General features: G+C 68.0%; 14 protein-coding genes. 5 read left to right on the top strand and 9 right to left on the bottom strand.

The genetic code is table 11. The annotated features are described in order from the left end of the window. Positions 1–88 precede the first annotated feature (88 nt). The 3 genes from MRB47_RS10385 to MRB47_RS10375 all read right to left on the bottom strand — a co-directional run bounded on the left by MRB47_RS10385 (position 89) and on the right by MRB47_RS10375 (position 1,698). Positions 89–769, bottom strand: coding sequence for a sensor histidine kinase (locus MRB47_RS10385; protein WP_252100637.1), 681 nt, complete (start codon positions 767–769; stop codon positions 89–91). Beyond that, on the bottom strand, positions 751–921 hold the full coding sequence (locus tag MRB47_RS10380; protein ID WP_252100636.1) for a hypothetical protein: 171 nt from the start codon (positions 919–921) through the stop codon (positions 751–753). The genes MRB47_RS10385 and MRB47_RS10380 overlap by 19 nt, the downstream gene beginning before the upstream one ends. 63 nt (positions 922–984) lie before the next feature. After that, entirely contained in the window at positions 985–1,698 is a 714-nt protein-coding gene (locus MRB47_RS10375; protein WP_162844542.1) for a response regulator transcription factor, read from the bottom strand. A gap of 745 nt (positions 1,699–2,443) precedes the next feature. Here MRB47_RS10375 and MRB47_RS10370 point away from each other — a divergent pair. The 5 genes from MRB47_RS10370 to MRB47_RS10350 all read left to right on the top strand — a co-directional run bounded on the left by MRB47_RS10370 (position 2,444) and on the right by MRB47_RS10350 (position 7,730). Continuing rightward, positions 2,444–3,463 (top strand): IS30 family transposase, encoded by a 1,020-nt coding sequence (locus tag MRB47_RS10370; RefSeq protein ID WP_252100635.1) that lies wholly within the window; start codon positions 2,444–2,446, stop codon positions 3,461–3,463. Positions 3,464–3,524: 61 nt separating this feature from the next. After that, positions 3,525–4,115 (top strand): hypothetical protein, encoded by a 591-nt coding sequence (locus MRB47_RS10365; RefSeq protein WP_011805219.1) that lies wholly within the window; start codon positions 3,525–3,527, stop codon positions 4,113–4,115. Positions 4,116–4,181: 66 nt separating this feature from the next. Then, a complete protein-coding gene (locus tag MRB47_RS10360; protein WP_011805218.1) occupies positions 4,182–4,601 on the top strand; it encodes a hypothetical protein in 420 nt (139 codons plus the stop codon). A gap of 94 nt (positions 4,602–4,695) precedes the next feature. Next, the gene (locus MRB47_RS10355) at positions 4,696–6,441 is read left to right on the top strand and encodes a DUF4384 domain-containing protein (RefSeq protein WP_252100634.1); all 1,746 of its coding nucleotides are present in this window, start codon (positions 4,696–4,698) and stop codon (positions 6,439–6,441) included. 35 nt (positions 6,442–6,476) lie between these two features. After that, positions 6,477–7,730: a hypothetical protein gene (locus tag MRB47_RS10350; protein WP_252100633.1), complete on the top strand. Its 1,254-nt coding sequence runs from the start codon at positions 6,477–6,479 to the stop codon at positions 7,728–7,730. A gap of 63 nt (positions 7,731–7,793) precedes the next feature. Here the strand turns inward: MRB47_RS10350 and MRB47_RS10345 are convergent, their stop codons facing one another. The 6 genes from MRB47_RS10345 to MRB47_RS10320 form a co-directional block, all read right to left on the bottom strand. Next, positions 7,794–10,988: an error-prone DNA polymerase gene (locus tag MRB47_RS10345; protein ID WP_252100632.1), complete on the bottom strand. Its 3,195-nt coding sequence runs from the start codon at positions 10,986–10,988 to the stop codon at positions 7,794–7,796. Then, the gene (locus MRB47_RS10340; RefSeq protein ID WP_252100631.1) at positions 10,985–12,394 is read right to left on the bottom strand and encodes a Y-family DNA polymerase; all 1,410 of its coding nucleotides are present in this window, start codon (positions 12,392–12,394) and stop codon (positions 10,985–10,987) included. The genes MRB47_RS10345 and MRB47_RS10340 overlap by 4 nt, the downstream gene beginning before the upstream one ends. Next, positions 12,360–13,127, bottom strand: coding sequence for a translesion DNA synthesis-associated protein ImuA (gene imuA / locus MRB47_RS10335; protein WP_252100630.1), 768 nt, complete (start codon positions 13,125–13,127; stop codon positions 12,360–12,362). Before imuA ends, MRB47_RS10340 begins: the two co-directional genes overlap by 35 nt. Before the next feature lie 116 nt (positions 13,128–13,243). Further along, positions 13,244–14,557: an HD-GYP domain-containing protein gene (locus tag MRB47_RS10330; RefSeq protein ID WP_252100629.1), complete on the bottom strand. Its 1,314-nt coding sequence runs from the start codon at positions 14,555–14,557 to the stop codon at positions 13,244–13,246. Between the two features lie 152 nt (positions 14,558–14,709). Beyond that, on the bottom strand, positions 14,710–15,348 hold the full coding sequence (locus MRB47_RS10325) for a 3-oxoacid CoA-transferase subunit B (RefSeq protein WP_011805210.1): 639 nt from the start codon (positions 15,346–15,348) through the stop codon (positions 14,710–14,712). A 3-nt stretch (positions 15,349–15,351) separates the two neighbouring features. Beyond that, positions 15,352–16,059: a CoA transferase subunit A gene (locus MRB47_RS10320; RefSeq protein WP_252100628.1), complete on the bottom strand. Its 708-nt coding sequence runs from the start codon at positions 16,057–16,059 to the stop codon at positions 15,352–15,354. Positions 16,060–16,100 lie beyond the last annotated feature (41 nt).

Below are 16,100 nucleotides of genomic sequence, written 5' to 3'. Positions count from 1 at the left end.
AGCCTGCAAGGCGCTCCAATAAAGCGCTAGCAGCTATTGTTTTAATAGTTTCTGGATGTGCGGCCTGGGTGGCACGCACTGGTCGTGTTCACTGCACGGCCGGAACCGTGAGTTGCACACACAGACCACGGCCTTCTTGCGGCAGCAGCTCCAGCCAGCCCGCCACCGCCGCCGCACGCGAGCGCATGCTGTCAATGCCGCGTCCCAGACTGTGGCACGCGGGCTCGCCGCTCGGCAGCCCTGCGCCGTTGTCTGCCACCTGCAACTGCCATGCCCTGCCCTGCGGCGTTTGCACGGAGTGCAGGCGGATCACGAGCGCCGTGGCGTCCGCATGCTGCAGCACATTGCTCACGGCTTCCTGGACGATGGCGGCTATCTCCCGCGCCACCTTGCCTTCTGGCAGGGCCAGTTCATCGTGTGGCGCAATCTCCCAGTGCAGCGCGATGCCGCGCCGGTCCAGCGCAGGCTGGATGCGGTGGCGCAGCCGCGCGAGCCGGTCTGCCAGGGAATCGTCCTCGCCGTCCATCGAATCCACCAACAGGCGCAGGTCGAGCAGGCACAACTCCAGCGACTGCATCAGCGTCCCGTGTTCGGGGTCCCGCTCGTCCACCAGGGCGATGGCGTTGACGAGCTGGGACCCCACCTGGTCGTGCAGGTTGCGTGCAATGCGTTCGCGCTCGCGCTTCACATCAGGGCTGGGCCGGATGCTGCGCCGTGGGCGCCACTGCAGTGCGCGCGGCAACTGCACGATCAGCAAGATGCCCAGCACACCAGGGCCCCCAGGCCCAGGAGCTTCCAGCGCAACTGCGCCTGCAGACTCAGTTGCTCCGCAGAGACCAGCAGCAGGGTCTCGACGGACATGGCAAGCAACCAGACAGCAACGCAGGCGATTGCAAAGGCCGGCGGACGGGTGCGAAACATGGAAATCTCCCTCATCCCTGCAGCAGGTGCGACGGACGTTTGTGCGCCCAGGCGGCTCTTCTTTCAGAACAGCCCGCGCAGTGACGCGAAGCGCACGGCCTGCGCCCGCGTGCGCACCTGCAGCTTGCGGTAGATGTTCTTGATGTGCGTGTTCACGGTCAGGCTGCTGATGAACAGCCGGTTGCCGATCTCGGCGCTGGTGTAACCGCTGGCCACCATGCGCAGCACTTCTTTCTCGCGCTGGGACAGGCGCTCGGTTTCCTGCTCCACGCGCCGCTGGGCGTGCGGGGCCGCGGCGCCGCTCGGGTCAAACCGCTGCAGCAGGCGACGCGCAAGGTTGGGGGTGATGGAAGCACCGCCGTTGGCTACCTGCAGTACCGCCTGCGGATAGCTGCCGAACCATGAGTTCTTGACGAGATAGCCCGTGGCACCCAGCTCGAAGGCGTGCAGCACCTGCTCATCGTTCTGCATGATGGAGATGACGATGGCCTCGGCCGTGGGGCGCACCGACTTCATGTAGTCGATCAGCATGAAGCCCTCGCCATCGCCGAGGTTCAGGTCCACGAGCATCACATCGAACTCATGCTGCTTGATGGCCTTGCGGCCCTCGCGCACGCTGGTGGCCTGCGCCACCAGCAGCGTACGCTGGTCGCTCATCAACTCTTGCGCGATGACGCGCCGCATGTGCGCATCGTCATCCACCAGCAAAACGCGCACAGGCTTTTCTAGCTGCCCCGCCAGAAAGTCCGGCCAGATGGAGGGCGGATTCTGGTGCATGGCGAATTGGCCTGGGGTGACAGACGTCCCCCGCGGAGCGGCCATTGCACCAGGAGGATCGTTGACGGGCAGCATAAAGAAGTCTCCAGACGGGGGCGCCTGTTGGCGGCCCCTCAGCGTTTGCACACCGTAACCACGGAAAGATCATCCCAACGCTTTGGGTGCTTTCCTCACAGGAAAACAAATTACACCGAAACATCCGGAGATATTCGTAATTTCTTCGTGAGTTACCTGACTCACATTTTGAAACTAACGCAGATAAGGGATAAACCTCGCTCAAACACATTAATGGGAAATTTTCCCTGCGAAAGAATATGCAGGCGTGCCAGCCGTTTTTTGCAGTCCCGCCCGGTCCGTCCATTACTGGTAATAAACACATCCCATCCGCAGCGATTCGATTGTTACCGAATGACACTACCTGAGAAACACCCCTGCGCCGATCCTTTTCAGCGCCTCTCTTGGCCCTCTTTCCTCTCTGACGCACGCATTTGCAGTGCTGTCAGAGCGCCCCCTTCTTCGGCTACCCGCGATGGGAGATGGATGCCGGAGGCCCCCCTGCGGAAACTGGAGCCAGACAAAAAGACGGGCGGCCTCCGGCATTCCTCCTCGGGTTGGGCGCGGTCTTTCTTCTTGTCGATGTAGCCGTGACACCGGTCATAACCCAAGCCACCGGAGGGCGCGGTCTTTTTGACACGGCGGTCTCAAATCTGAAGTGCAACACCCTCACCAAGGGTAATGTACGCAAATGGGAACGAGATACGAGCACTTGCAGCCAGAAGACAGAGTGACGCTGGCATCGCTGCGCCAGCAGGGCTGGAGCATCAGGGCCATAGCCCGCCTTCAAGGCCGCAGCCCCAGCACCATCAGCCGTGAGTTGCGGCGCAACGCCTGCCACGGCGGTTACGCCAGCGCGCCTGCGCAGCGTCTGTGCCAGCTGCGGCGCATTCAGGCCAAGCCATACCCCAAGCTGCACAGCTGCGGGGCGTTGTGGACTCTTGTGACCACCATGCTGTGCTGGCTGTGGTCGCCCCAGCAGATTGCACGCACACTCCAGCGCATGTATCCCCAGGACCCAACCATGCATGCCTCGCACGAGAGCATCTACACCGCCATCTATGCATACCCACGCGGTGAGTTGCGCCGCCAGCTCATCGCACTGCTGCGCCAAGGCAAGAGTACACGCCGCCCGCGTTCAGCAGGCTCTGATCGGCGTGGTCAGATTCCAGACATGGTCTCTATCCATGTTCGCCCACCCGAGGTCAATGATCGCGTGATCCCGGGGCATTGGGAGGGGGATCTGATCAAGGGTGCTGGCAACCAATCGGCGGTGGGTGTGCTGGTAGAGCGCTCAACGCGCTTGGTGCTGCTGTGCAAGATGCCTGACGCATCCGCAGACAGTGCGCTGGCCGCGTTCACCAACAAGCTGCGCCAGATCGCACAGCCGATGCGCCAGACGCTCACCTACGACCAGGGCAAGGAGATGGCCCGGCACAAGGAACTCGCCCAAGCCCTTGGCATGCGGGTGTACTTTTGTGATCCGCACAGCCCTTGGCAAAAAGGCAGTTGTGAGAACACGAATGGGCTGCTGCGCCAGTTCATGCCCAAGGGCACAGACCTGAGCATGCATGACCAGGATGCGCTGGACTCCATGGCCGATCTGATGAACAACCGTCCTCGTCAGACTCTCGGCTGGGATTCTCCCTACCAGGCTTTTCAGCGATTCATGGCGGCTATCGCCGAGAAAAGCTCCGCTACCATTCATTGAATATCAACCAGCGGTGTTGCACTTCAGATTTGAGACCGCCCACGTTATAGGAGAGACAGTCATGAAAGTTCTTGCATTTTTTGCGTTGAGTGCCGTCGCGACTGCTGCCATGGCAGTGCAACCGCCCAGCACCATCACCCTGAATGGGCCGTCCGTGCAAATGACCAACTCGGTCGGCACCGCCATCTCCAATACGTCCGGCGCACACAACGAGGCATTGCAAAACATTGCCTCCAACGCCGGCCCCGTGCAGGTCTTTGCTGGGGGCTCGTCTACACAGACCGCCAATTTGGGCCTGGGTGCCGTGACCAACGAAGCCAAGGGTGACGACGCCCTTGCCCGCCAGAACCTCGCCAGCAACAACGGCAAGGTGGAAATCCGCGCTGCTTCCAACCAGACGGTGAACAGCCTGGGTGCCGTGCTGAGCAACCTGGCTGACGGCAGCGATGCACACGCCACCCAGAACGTCGCCTCCAACTACGGGCATGTGGTGGTAGCGGCAGCTTCCACCCAGACGGCCAATTTCATCGGTGGCAGTGCAGTCAACCAGGCCAAGGGCTCGCACTCGTTCGCGGTGCAGAACATCTCCTCCAATGACGCTTGCGCCGAGGATCCCTGCCCCGGCGGCAACTGCTATCGGCCCAACTGGTGAGTCCGTGAGCGCCGGGCCTACTGAAGGCCTGGCGCTTTTTGTGCAGGTTGCTTGAGGAGATTCGCCATGCTCAGTCGCGCAACACGCTTCCTGGCGCCCGCCACGGCAGCCCTGGCCTTGTGCGCCGCGGCACCCGCCTGGGCCGCGCCGGGAGAAGACCCGGTGGTGCTGGACAAGAAGGTCAATGTGCAGATGCAGCCGTTGCCTTCTGCGCCGCGCTCCGGCTACATCAACCACGACACCGGCCTGCCCGCCTGGCAGCAGGCGCGCCTGACTCGTTACGTGGCCAAGGCGTTTTCTGGCGACACCACGGGCATCGTGACCGAAAAGGACGTCGTCAACGCGGTGAACACGCAAGGCTCCAAGGTCGTGTGCTCGCAATCCGTGGGCAGCAACTTCGGCACCGCGGCCTCGGGTGGCACCGGCAAGCCCGGCGCCGACCAGGTGGTGGTGCTGCGAGGGGATCTGGTCAATATCTGCTGGTGACGGCCATCAGCGTGCGGGCGCGGCCGGGCATGCGCCGCGCGCCTGCTCGGCCGCGCCAGAGGGTTGGATAACGCGAAGACGAGAGGGCTTTGCCATGAACACCGCAACCACACTTCCCCGCGGTCCCGGCCGCAACGGCGCCCCACGCCGTGGCGCTGCCTGGCTGATGCTGGCGGGCGCTCTACTGCTCAGCGCCTGCACAACGCCGCTAGACCCCCGCAAGGACGCATCGCTGCAGCAGGCGGCTTATACGACGGACCGCCCCGTCGTGCGCCCGACGCGCTCGGTCTCCAGCTTCTCGGATTCGCTGATGTGCATGGACCACATGCTGCGCGCCGCGCAGGTGCCCACCACGCTCATCACCAGCAAGCAGGTCATCGACTATTCCAGCCGCGTGCCCGTTGCTGCCAAGGACATGATCATCACCTCTCTGTCGCAGATGTCGCGGCTGTCCAACGCCTTCCGCTACGTGGACTATGAGGTGGACATCGTGCGCCAGGATACGGTGCAGAACCTCACCACCATCTTGCTCAACAACAACCTCATGCAACTGCAGCGCCCCGCGCTGTACGTGTCGGGTGCCATTGCGTTCGTGGACCAGAACGTGACCACCAACCGCTTCGACGCCGGCACCTCCGCCAGCCGGCTGGACACAGGCTACAGCCGCAACCGCTCGGCCACCGTGATCGGGCTGGAGATGCACCTGGGGGACTTTCGCACGCGCACGCTGATTCCCGGACTGGACTCAGCCAATGAGGTGGTCATCGGCAGCGGCAGCCAGGGCCTGGACGTGGCCGGGCGCATCGGCAGCTACGGCGTCAACTTCAACGTGGGGCGCGACTACGCGCTGGGCGCCGGCGGCGCCATGCGCACGCTGATTGACCTGGCCACCATCGAACTGGTGGGCAAATGGGCACGCGTGCCCTACTGGCAGTGCCTGACGCTGGAACAAACGCATCCCGACTTTCAGCGCCAGATGCGCGACTGGTTCGACGAAAGCGGCGGCGTAGGCCAGGCCACGCTGGTGCAGAACTCGCTGATCGCCCAGGGCTACCTGCAGGCGGGCACCGACCTGCTGGCGCTGGACTCGCCCGCGCTGCGCACCGCGCTCACGCAGTTCCAGATCGACAGCCTGCTGGTGCCCACCGGCGTGCTGGACTTCTCCACCTACGAGCGCGCGATGCGCCACTTCGTGACGTTGGCACCCGATGGCTCCCTGCAACGGGTGGGCTGGGGCCCGTCGGGCCCCACCGGCAGCATGGCCGAGAACAAAGGGGATTCCACGCCCGTGCGCACCTCGGGCCTCGTGCTCACCTCCACCACGCCCCCGCCACGGCGCATCGACATGCAGATCGAGAATGCGCTGCCCCCGGGCATGGAGCCCACTTTCGAAGTCGGCGAGCAGGTGTTCGTGTCGGCCACCGTGTCGCGCACCTCACACATGTACTGCTACTTTGCCGACCCCTCGGGCAACGTCATGCGACTCACGCCCAACCAGGTCACGCCGTATTCGCTGGTGGCGGCGAACCAGGCGCTGCGACTGCCCGACTGGCTGGTGCCCAACCCGGCTTTCATCATGGACGCGAGCCGCCCTGGCACCGAGCGCGTGGCCTGCTTTGCCGCCGAAACCGACGTGCTGCCTCGGCTGCCCGCGCCACTGCAAGGCGCAGGGCTGGTCAACATTCCCGGCTACCGCACCATCGAGGACATCGACAAGGCCTTCCAGCAGGGCGTGGGCACCAGTGGCTACGTGAAGTCCGAGGTGTACTGGAAGACCCAGCCCAAGAAGGCCCAGCCCGCGGCGGCCGCACCTGCCGCCCCGCAGCCCGCCAAGCGCTGAGGGCGCGGCCCGCCCCACCTCGCCAGGACGCCGCCATGACGCCCCTGCTCCGCCCTTTCGCGCCCCGGGCCGGTGCCGCCCTGCCGCCCGGGGGCAGACGACTGGCCCTGCCGGCCGTGCTGCTCCTGGCGTGCATGCTGCTGGCTCCGGCCCAAGCGCGCATCGAAGCGCTGCCGCAGCCCGCCATCCAGCCCAGCCAGGGCGGCGGCGACTTCACGCCGCCGGCGGTGCAGCCCGCGGCCCCGCTGATCGAGCCATCCGGCTCCTCCAGCGTGCCGCGCATCCAGCCCTCCGGCCAACCCCAGGCCGAACCGTTGCGCCTGCCCCAGCCCGAGGACGAGGCCACCCTGGCGCAGTTGCGCCGGTTGCGCGCCACGGCGCTGGCGCCAGCGCGCAAGGGCAGCGCAGCGGAAAAGGCCGCCGCGCGCAGCGCCTGGGTCCTGGGCCTGCTGTACCTGCACGGCGAGCGCGTGCCCCTGGACCGCACGCAGGCGCGGTACTGGTTCGAGCGCGCCCGCGCGCTGGGTGAGCCCCACGCCAGCGCCGGCCTGGCCTGGTGCGAAATCGATGGCTGCGTGGGCCCGCCGCAACCTGCGGCCGCGCGCCCGTGGATCGCCCAGTTGCGTGCGGTGGACGCGCCGCTGGCGCTGCTGCTGGAATGGTGGGCGCAGGAGCGCCTGGCCCCGCTGCCGCCTCCCGCCGCCGCACCGCGCGCGCCGGATGCCCCCCCACAGGAGAACGGACACGCAGCCCTGCTGCAGCGCGCCGCCCAGGCCGGCAGTGCCCAGGCGCTCAACGAACTGGGCCTGCGCCAGATCGCCGCGGCGCGCCTGCCCGATGCGCTGGCACAGTTCCGCGCGGCGGCGCCGCGCTCGCCCGCGGCGGCCTCCAATGCCCGGCTGCTGGCCAGCCGCATGGAGCAGACCATCAGCGCACAGCCCGCCCCGCACACGGCCGACGAATGGCTGGCGCAGGCGCGCCGCTACCACCGCGGCGACGGCGTGCCGTCCAATTACACCGAAGCCATCCGCCTGTACCAGATCGCCGCCGCCAGCGGCAGCCGACCCGCCAAGCGCATGCTGGAGCTGATCTACTCGCGCCCCGCGCCCGACGGCACGATCGATGTGGCCTGGATGCGCCAGCTCTCCACCATGGAGCTGTCGCCCGAGGGTTCGGTGCTCACCCTGCAGCCGCCGCCCACGCCGCAGCTGTTCGTGCGCGACCCCACGCCGCTGTATGCGCTGATTCCACAGGAATGGCGCTCGGGCCGGTCCGTGGGGCCACGCTGACTATCGTTTTGATAGCTGTCAGCGCTTGTCACATAAGCGCCAGAGCCTTATTTCTCTTGAAACTCAATGGAAGTCGCGGCTGCCGTCCAGCGCCTGCGCCAGGCGGCCCAGCAGCGGCGTGAGGTCCTTGAACCGCTCGCCCACCAGGTGGCGCACGGCCGTGTCCGCGCCCGGTGCGCGGGCGCACTGCCACACGCCCTCCACCGCCAGCAGGCGCGAGCGCAGCAGCGCGCTGCGCCAGCGCTCCAGCCGCGCGGGCCACACGATCACATTGACCGAGCCGGTCTCGTCCTCCAGCGTGACGAACATCGTGCCGTTGGCCGAGCCCGGCCGCTGGCGCACGGTGACGATGCCGCAGGCACGCACGCGCCGCCCATGGGGCGCCGATTGCAACTGCTGCGCCGTGGCCAGCCGCCAGCGCTGCAGCTTCTCGCGCAGCAGCGCCAGGGGGTGGCGCCGCAGCGTCAGGCCCGTGGCGGCGTAGTCCCACAAGATGTCTTCGCCCTCTGGTGCGGCGGGCAACTGCGGGGCGGCCTCATGCACGGGCGCGTCCTGCAGCAGCGGCGGAGCGCGCAGCTGGGCCGCGGCGTCCCACATCTGCTGGCGCCGGTGGCCCGCCAGCGCGCGCAGCGCATCAGCCGCGGCCAGGGCCTGCAGATCCTGCCGGTCCAGCCGCGCGCGCAGGGCCAGGTCTTCGCTGTTGACAAAGGGGCCGCTGCCGCGCGCCTGCACCAGCCGCTCGGCCGCCGCCGCGCCCAGCCCCGCCACCAGTCGCAGGCCCAGGCGCACGGCCGGCTGCGCCAAGGACACGCCGGCAACGGGTGCCAGGGGCTCCTCCAGTGTGCAGTCCACGTCGCTCGTCGCCACGTCGATGGGCAGCACGCTCACGCCATGGCGGCGCGCGTCCTGCACCAGTTGCGCCGGTGTGTAAAAGCCCAGCGGCTGCGCATTGAGCAGCGCGGCCAGGAAGCACGCAGGCTCGTGCCGCTTGAGCCAGCTGCTGGCGTAGGCCAGCAGCGCAAAGCTGTAGGCATGGCTTTCGGGAAAGCCGTATTCGCCAAAGCCCAGGATCTGCTGGAACAGCCGGTCGGCAAATTCCGGCGGGTAGCCGTTCGCCAACAGACCGTCCTTGAAGGGCTTCTCGAAGCGGTGCACCTCGCCCTTGCGCCGCCAGGCGGCCATGGAGCGGCGCAGCTCGTCGGCCTGGCCCGCGCTGAAGCCCGCGCCGTCGATGGCGATCTGCATCACCTGTTCCTGGAAGATGGGCACGCCCAGCGTGCGCCGCAGGGCGTTGCCGAGCCTCGGGTATTCAATGGGGAACGGCTCCTCGCGCTTCGTGCGCTGCCTGCGCTGCCACTGGCGCCGGCGCTCGCGCGCCTGCAGGTAGGGGTGCACCATGCCGCCCTGGATGGGCCCGGGCCGCACGATCGCCACCTGCACCACCAGGTCGTAGAACTCGCGCGGCTGCAGGCGCGGCAGCATGCTCATCTGCGCGCGGCTCTCGATCTGGAACACGCCCACGGTGTCAGCGCGACAGACCATGTCGTAGGTGGTCGGGTCTTCGGGCGGGATGTCGGCCAGGTCCCATGATTCGCCCCGCAGCGCGGCACGCATTTCCAGGCAGCGGCGCAGCGCGCTGAGCATGCCCAGCGCCAGCACGTCCACCTTCAAGAGGCCCATGGCGTCCAGATCGTCCTTGTCCCACTGGATGATGGAGCGCCCGTCCATGGCGGCCGGCTCCACGGGCACCAGGCGTGTGAGCTTGCCCTCGGTGAGCACGAAGCCGCCCACGTGCTGGCTCAGGTGGCGCGGAAAGCCACGCAGCTGGCGCGCCAGTTGCAGCCACAGCGCGGCCGTGTGCGCGCCCAGCGGCTCGCCCAGGCGCTCGGCCAGCGCCAGCAGGTGCTCCGTGGCCAGCACGTCGTCGAACCAGTGGTGCTCCTTGGCGAACGCATCCACCAACGCCGGCGCCACACCCAGGGCCTTGCCCACGTCGCGCAGGGCGCTGCGCGTGCGGTAGCTGATGACCACCGCGGTGATCGCGGAGCGCTCGCGCCCGTACTTGTCGTAGATGTACTGGATGACGGTCTCGCGCCGGTCGTGCTCGAAGTCCACGTCGATATCGGGCGGCTCGCTGCGTTCGCGGCTGATGAAACGCTCGAACAGCAGGCGCGTCTTCTGCGGGTCCACCGCCGTGATGCCCAGGCAGTAGCACACCGCCGAGTTGGCCGCCGAGCCCCGCCCCTGGCACAGGATGCCTTGGCTGCGCGCATAGCGCACGATGTCGTGCACCGTGAGGAAGTACATCTCGTACCCGCACTCGGCGATCAGCGCCAGTTCCTTCTCGACCTGCGTCACCACCGCTTCTGGCACGCCATCGGGGTAACGGACACGCGCGCCCTCCCAGGTGAGGCAGGCCAGCGTCTGGCTTGCCGTCATGCCGGGCTGCACGGTCTCCAGCGGGTAGCGGTACTTGATCTCGTTCAGGCTGAAGGTGCAGCGCGCCGCCACCTGCAGCGTGGCCGCCAGCAGCGCGGGCGGGTACAGGCCCGCCAGCCGGCTGCGCGGGCGCAGGCGCTTCTCGGCATGCGGCTGCAGCGCGAAGCCGCACGCGGCCACGCTGCGGCCCAGGCGCACGGCGGTCAGTACGTCCTGCAGCGGCTTGGCCGCGCGCGAGTGCATGTGCACGTCACCCGCGGCCACCAACGGCAGGCCCAGCTGCGCGCCGGCCTGCGTGAGCGTGCGCAGCCACAGGCCGTCGTCCGGCGCGGTGTGCAGCTCTACCGCCAGCCAGCAGTTAGAGCCAAATAGGCCTCTAACGCTTTCCAGACAAGCGCTGACAGCTACTAAATCAGAAGCATCCACAAACGCCTCGCGCCGGGGCGCCAGCAGCACCTCGCAGCCCTGCAGCAGCGCCCAGGGCGACTGGGCATCCACGCGGTAGCCGCCCTTGCCGGCACGCTGGCGCGCGGCGGTGATGAACTCGCACAGGTCGCCCCAGCCCTGCACGTCGCGCGCCAGTGCCACGATGCGCACGTCGCCCCAGCAGAACTCGCTGCCCACGATGAGCGGCAGGCCCAGCGCCTGCGCCGTGCCATGGGCGCGCACCACGCCGGCGACGGAGCATTCGTCGGTCAGCGCCAGGGCGCTGTAGCCCAGTTCGTGCGCGCGCTGCACCAGTTCCTGTGGGTGCGAGGCGCCGCGCTGAAAGCTGAAGTTGCTCAGCGCGTGCAGCTCTGCGTAGGCGGGCAGCATCATCCGTACACCCCCTGCAAGAACCAGCCGCCCGTGGCCCGGTCGCGGAAGATCCAGACGGTGCCCGCCGCCGGGTTGTGGGCAACGAAATAGTCGCGCCGCACCAGGGCCGAGCCACCATCCTGCGCGCCATTTTGTGCACTGACCTGCACATCGCTCTCGTCGTCGTTCAGGTCCGCTGCGGCCTCCCACCAGCCGGTTTCCACGCGCTGCGGCCCGTCCAGCAAGCGCAGCGGCTGGCCGTGCAGGCAAGGCCGGCTGCCGCGCAGGGCCAGCGGCCGCGCAGGCCGCACGAGCCAGGGCGGAAGCAAGGGCGCGAGGGTGCAGTCCTGTGCGGGCGCCGGCGGCGAGGCGCGGGCCGCCAAGGCCGGTTGCCACTGTTGCATGCATTCGGGACGGTGGTCTGCCTGGGACCGCGGCACCCGCAGGCTGTCCGCGCCCAGGCGGGCCGAGAGGCGCTCGACGAACTGGTGCCAGGGCTCGCCCTGCCCCGCCCCCGCGTCGCCTGGCTGGGGCGGCAGCAGGTCCGCGCTGGCCTGTGGCATGGGCGCGGTTTGCAGGCTGCGCAGCGCCAGCCGGCTCACGGGCGCGGCCAGGCGCTGGTGCGCCAGGCGCTCGGCCAGCAGGCGGCGCAGGTGCGCCATGCCCTGCAGCGGTTCGGCCGTGCGCAGCGTGAGGCTCTGCCAGGGGGGCAGGTCCACGCCGTCGATACGGCGCAGGTCATGGCGCCAGGCCAGCTCCAGCGCCTGCACGCCCTGGTGGCGCGCGCGCAGCCAGCCCTGCAGTGCATCCAGCAGGCGCTGGCCGGCCCACAGCAGCGCGGGGGCCGATTCGGCCAGCGCGGGCAGTTCCAGCTCCAGCGCGAACTGCTCGGGCAGCGTGATCCAGTCCAGGCCATGCGGTGCGTCGCCCCAGGCGCGGTCCAGCGCCGCCAGGGGTTCGGCGCCGAAGCGCCGCGCCACCCCGGCGCGCGGCAGCGCACGCACGGCGCCCCAGGTGCGGCAGCCCAGCTGCTGCAGCGCCTGGGCATGCGGGCGCAGCGCCGAGAGGGTGGCAACCGGCAGATCGTGCGGCAGCCGCCGCGGCACGGGCCGGCCCTGGCGCTGCAGGCGCAGCAGGGCCAGGGCTTGCAGCGCCGTGGGCGCACTGGCCCAGAGAGACCCGCCCTCCAGGGTTTCGGGCCCGGGGGGCGCGTGGTCACGCAGCAGGCTTTGCAGAGCGGCGCGCCCGCCCCACAGGCGTTCGGTACCGCTCACCTCCAGCAGCAGCGCTTCGTCCACAAGGGCTACGCGCGGCGTGAAGCGCAGCGCCCACCAGCCCTGCGCGGCAGGCGGCAGGCCGATCACGGGCCCGGTGGCAGGCCCGGTCGTGGCCTCAATGGGTGGCAAGTGCCAGGCAAGCCAATGCATCCTCCACCTCCTGCGGTGTGCGGCCCCCCATGCCCCAGGCGGCCGCCTGCACCTGGCGGCGCCATTGGGCCTGTGCCTGCAGCGCCACGGCCAGTACCGGCGTGCGTGCGGGCAGTGCCACGGGCTGCGCCAGCGGCGGGCCGCGCCGCTTGACGACATGGACGTGCAGCTCCTCGCCCTGCGGTTGCAGCCACAGGCGCAGCGGCGCGGGCGATGCCTGCGCGCGCGAGCGCTCGGGACGCATCACCCACAGCAGTTGGCGGTGCTGCGCGGCCGCCAGCTGCAGCCGCCGCAGCATGGCGGCAGGCACCTGCGGCAGCCAGGCCAGCACGGCGCGCACGTCGCGGCAACGCAGCGCCTGCTCGCAAGCCCATGCCGCGGCCATGTCCGCACGCGGGCTGGACGGGTGAATGCAGCACAGCCGGTCGGCGGCAAGCCCCAGGGGTTGCAGCGCCGGCAGGAAGGGCTCCAGCGGCGGCGTGACCAGTACCGCGCGTCCCGGGCCTTGCGCCAGGTGCGCGGCCAGGGCCGGCATCACCAGGGTCCACTCGGGATGGGCCTGGGGAGGCAGCAGCAACTCGCTCATGCACCCCAGCGGCCACCCCCCACCGGGCAGTTGCGCATCCAGCGGCGCATGGCCCGTGGCCAGCGCCGGCTGCGGCGCGTGCGCCCAGGCATCGCCCTGCCAGACGCCGGGCAGCGCGTTCAGGGAAGAGGAAAGAAAAGCCGCCATGCGAACCGCCGATGAATACTGTTCAAATATACAGTAATCATCGGCGGTTGGCGGTTTCAACCCGGCCGGCGTCAGGGCCTAGCGTCTGATCCGGCGGTGCGTCAGGAGCGCAGATTTCAGCGCTGCGCCAAGCGCACTGCGCAGGCATCGCGCCACTGCACGACCGCCTGGTCGCCCGCCTGCGGGCTGTGTTGCAGCGTGAGCCAGCGGCTGTGGGTGGCGTCCACGATGCCCTGCAGTTGCCACAGGGCTTCCCGCCCCAGCAGGGCCAGTTCGGCCAAGCCTTGTTCATCGCCCTGCAGGTATTGCAGGGCCTCGGCCTGCTGCTGGGGATGGGAGCCGGCCTCGAACAGGGTTTTTTGCAGCGCGGAAAGCCGCTGCTCCACGAAGGCGCAGGCCTCGGATTCCGCAGCCTCTGGCGACAGCCCGGCGCGGCGGGTGTCCCAGTCGCCGAAGGCCGTGGACAGCTGTTCAATGAGCCGCTCCACATCTGCCGGCGTGACCTGCACATCGGTCTGCACGGCGCGTATCTGCAGCACGGGCAGCAGACAGGCGATGAGCGCTGCGGGGAACTTGCGGTGGTTCAGGCGCAGCGTGAGCGACAGGCGCTGGGCCGCGGCCTCGTTGGCGTATTTTTCAAAGAAGGCGGCCACCACCTCGGCCACCATCAGGATCTGCCCCATGAGCGAGATCTGGTCCCCCTGCAGGCCGCGCGGATAACCGCTGCCATCCATGCATTCATGGTGTTCCAGCACGGCCTGCTCCACCACGCGCGGGAACATGTTCTGCCCCCGGATGATCAACATGGCCGTGATGGGGTGCGCCATGAGCTGCTGGCGCCCGACGGCCGTCATCTTGTTGGCCGGGTCGTGCCAGACGGGGTCCATGTGCAGCACGCCGATGTCGTGCAGCAGCGCCGCAGTCGCCAGAGGCACGCATTCGCGGTCGCTCCAGCCGCTCTTGATGCCCAGGTACACGGCCGCCAGCATCATGCGCACGCTGTGCTCGAACAGCGCCGGATGCTGCTCGCGCATGACGGTGAGCTTGAAGGCCAGCGACGGCGGCAGCAGCAAGGCGCGCACGGGCGCGAGCAGCTTCTCGGCGGTCATGCCATCCAGCGTGTGCACCAGCAGATAGGCCAGCGTGTCGTGCTCGCACTGCGACGCGGCCAGTTGCACGATGGACTGCACGCTGACCATGTCGTCCATGGCCAGATGCTCGTCGATGCTACCGCGCAGCTTGTGCTTGACCAAGCGGTCGTAGAGCCGGCTGTCCACGCGCGCGCCCTTGTCTACCAGCTTGATGCCCCGGTCGGTGTAAAGCGCTTCCTGCGTGACCACGGTGCGGCGATCGGCCATGTCGGTGATGGCACGCAGGTAATGGCTGTCTCCGTCGGCAAAAGCCGCCGGGCTGAGGTCGGGTGCGTTCATGCGCAGACGAAATGTTAAAAAATGTCACGCGCACTATACGGCGCTTTGCCTTGCGCAAAAAGACAAAAAAGCCGGGTGATCCCACCCGGCCCGTAGTTTTGGCCCCGCGCCCCCGCCGTGCATGCGCATGGCGGCCTGGCGGGTGCCTGTCCTCAGCGCAGCAGCGGCACGCCGGTCTTGGACTGGATGTCCTCGAAGCTCACACCCGGCGCCAGTTCCACCAGTTTCAGGCCTTCGGGGGTGACGTCCATCACGCCCAGGTCGGTGATGATGCGGTCCACCACGCCCACGCCCGTCAGCGGCAGCGTGCAGGCCGGCAGGATCTTCAGGTCGGTGGTGCCGTCCTTCTTGCGCGCCACATGCTCCATGAGCACGATCACGCGCTTGACACCGGCCACCAGGTCCATGGCGCCGCCCATGCCCTTGACCATCTTGCCGGGGATCATCCAGTTGGCCAGGTCGCCCTTCTCGCTGACCTGCATGGCGCCCAGGATGGACAGGTTGATCTTGCCGCCGCGGATCATCGCGAACGACTGGTCCGAACTGAAGATGGACGAACCGGGGATGGTGGTGACGGTCTGCTTGCCGGCGTTGATGAGGTCGGCATCCACCTTGTCCTCGGTGGGAAAGGCTCCGATGCCCAGCATGCCGTTCTCCGACTGCAGCCACACCTCTTTATCGCCGGTGAAATTGGCCACCAGCGTGGGAATGCCTATCCCTAAGTTGACGTAGAAGCCGTCTTCGAGTTCTTGCGCGGCGCGGGCCGCCATCTGGTCTTGGGTCCACGGCATGGTTCAGGCTCCTGCTTTCTCGGTGATGGTGCGCTTCTCGATGCGCTTCTCGGGGGTCGGGTTGTGCACGATGCGGTGCACGTAGATGCCGGGCAGGTGGATCTGGTCGGGGTCCAGGGCGCCGGTCTCCACCACCTCCTCCACCTCGACGATGCACAGCTTGCCGGCCATGGCGGCGGCCGGGTTGAAGTTGCGCGCCGTCAGGCGGAACTGGAGATTGCCCGACTTATCGGCCCGCTGCGCCTTGACCAGCGAGACCTGCGGCACCAGCGAGCGTTCCATCACGTAGGTCTCGCCGTCGAACTCGCGCAGCTCCTTGCCCTCGGCCACGATGGTGCCCACACCGGTTTTGGTGAAGAAGGCCGGGATGCCCGCGCCGCCGGCGCGCAGCTTCTCGGCCAGCGTGCCCTGCGGGGTGAACTCCAGCTCCAGCTCGCCCGCGAGGTACTGGCGCTCGAACTCCTTGTTCTCGCCCACGTAGGAGCTGATCATCTTCTTGATCTGGCGCGTCTCCAGCAGCTTGCCCAGGCCGAAGCCGTCAACGCCCGCGTTGTTGGAAATCACCGTGAGGTCCTTCACGCCGCTGGCCTGCAGCGCATCGATCAAAGCCTCTGGAATGCCGCACAGGCCGAAACCGCCAACGGCCATCAGCTGGCCATCGGCCACGACGCCCTTGAGCGCTTCGGCCGCCGAGGGGTAAAGCTTGTTCACTACAGTCTCCTGGTTTGCTGGGTGGATGCGCTACGATACTA

This window comes from Diaphorobacter sp. LI3, assembly GCF_022807955.1.
In the GTDB taxonomy this organism is placed as follows: domain Bacteria; phylum Pseudomonadota; class Gammaproteobacteria; order Burkholderiales; family Burkholderiaceae_C; genus Diaphorobacter; species Diaphorobacter nitroreducens.
Note: the sequence above shows the minus strand (reverse complement) of the source record. Positions and strands in the feature narration are given on the sequence as shown.

Coding starts and splice junctions, on each gene's coding strand:
- MRB47_RS10370 (WP_252100635.1), top strand. CDS start 2,444: ATGGGAACGAGATACGAGCACTTGCAGCCAGAAGACAGAGTGACGCTG.
- MRB47_RS10375 (WP_162844542.1), bottom strand. CDS start 1,698: ATGCACCAGAATCCGCCCTCCATCTGGCCGGACTTTCTGGCGGGGCAG.
- MRB47_RS10325 (WP_011805210.1), bottom strand. CDS start 15,348: ATGCCGTGGACCCAAGACCAGATGGCGGCCCGCGCCGCGCAAGAACTC.
- MRB47_RS10365 (WP_011805219.1), top strand. CDS start 3,525: ATGAAAGTTCTTGCATTTTTTGCGTTGAGTGCCGTCGCGACTGCTGCC.
- MRB47_RS10330 (WP_252100629.1), bottom strand. CDS start 14,557: ATGAACGCACCCGACCTCAGCCCGGCGGCTTTTGCCGACGGAGACAGC.
- MRB47_RS10350 (WP_252100633.1), top strand. CDS start 6,477: ATGACGCCCCTGCTCCGCCCTTTCGCGCCCCGGGCCGGTGCCGCCCTG.
- imuA (WP_252100630.1), bottom strand. CDS start 13,127: ATGGCGGCTTTTCTTTCCTCTTCCCTGAACGCGCTGCCCGGCGTCTGG.
- MRB47_RS10345 (WP_252100632.1), bottom strand. CDS start 10,988: ATGATGCTGCCCGCCTACGCAGAGCTGCACGCGCTGAGCAACTTCAGC.
- MRB47_RS10355 (WP_252100634.1), top strand. CDS start 4,696: ATGAACACCGCAACCACACTTCCCCGCGGTCCCGGCCGCAACGGCGCC.
- MRB47_RS10380 (WP_252100636.1), bottom strand. CDS start 921: ATGTTTCGCACCCGTCCGCCGGCCTTTGCAATCGCCTGCGTTGCTGTC.
- MRB47_RS10340 (WP_252100631.1), bottom strand. CDS start 12,394: ATGCATTGGCTTGCCTGGCACTTGCCACCCATTGAGGCCACGACCGGG.
- MRB47_RS10360 (WP_011805218.1), top strand. CDS start 4,182: ATGCTCAGTCGCGCAACACGCTTCCTGGCGCCCGCCACGGCAGCCCTG.